We start from the raw sequence: 893 nt of genomic DNA on the forward strand, positions 1-893 counted from the left end.
TCGTGACTGCGTGCCTTTTGAAGAATGAGCCTGCGAGTTTGCGGTGTGTTGCGAGGTTAACCCGGGTGGGGAAGCCGTAGCGAAAGCGAGTCCGAATAGGGCGTTTTAGTAGCACGCTCAAGACCCGAAGCGGAGTGATCTAGCCATGGGCAGGTTGAAGCGGCTGTAAGAGGTCGTGGAGGACCGAACCCACCAGGGTTGAAAACCTGGGGGATGACCTGTGGTTAGGGGTGAAAGGCCAATCAAACTCCGTGATAGCTGGTTCTCCCCGAAATGCATTTAGGTGCAGCGTCGTGTGTTTCTTGCCGGAGGTAGAGCACTGGATAGGCGATGGGCCCTACCGGGTTACTGACCTTAGCCAAACTCCGAATGCCGGTAAGTGAGAGCGCGGCAGTGAGACTGTGGGGGATAAGCTCCATGGTCGAGAGGGAAACAGCCCAGAGCATCGACTAAGGCCCCTAAGCGTACGCTAAGTGGGAAAGGATGTGGAGTCGCACAGACAACCAGGAGGTTGGCTTAGAAGCAGCCACCCTTGAAAGAGTGCGTAATAGCTCACTGGTCTAGTGATTCCGCGCCGACAATGTAGCGGGGCTCAAGCGTACCGCCGAAGTCGTGTCATTGCAGCAATACGGCCAACGCCGGCTGTGATGGGTAGGGGAGCGTCGTGTGCCGGGTGAAGCAGCCGCGGAAGCGAGTTGTGGACGGTTCACGAGTGAGAATGCAGGCATGAGTAGCGATACAAACGTGAGAAACGTTTGCGCCGATTGACTAAGGGTTCCTGGGTCAAGCTGATCTGCCCAGGGTAAGTCGGGACCTAAGGCGAGGCCGACAGGCGTAGTCGATGGATAACCGGTTGATATTCCGGTACCCGCTGTGAAGCGTCAAACATCGAA

At 56.6% G+C, this 893-nt stretch carries 2 other annotated features (1 of these 2 running past the window's edge).

Annotation, left to right across the window (positions count from 1 at the left end):
- Nucleotides 1–726, forward strand: a sequence feature (mutual gap in cmsearch alignment for this rRNA model is longer than 100); it begins 573 nt to the left of the window's first position.
- Between the two features lie 42 nt (nucleotides 727–768).
- Nucleotides 769–891 (forward strand) — a sequence feature (23S ribosomal RNA rRNA prediction is too short).
- The last annotated feature ends 2 nt before the right edge of the window (nucleotides 892–893 follow it).

Origin of the sequence: Streptomyces sp. CS113 (assembly GCF_002188365.1) — a bacterium.
Classification (GTDB): Bacteria; Actinomycetota; Actinomycetes; order Streptomycetales; family Streptomycetaceae; genus Streptomyces; species Streptomyces tendae.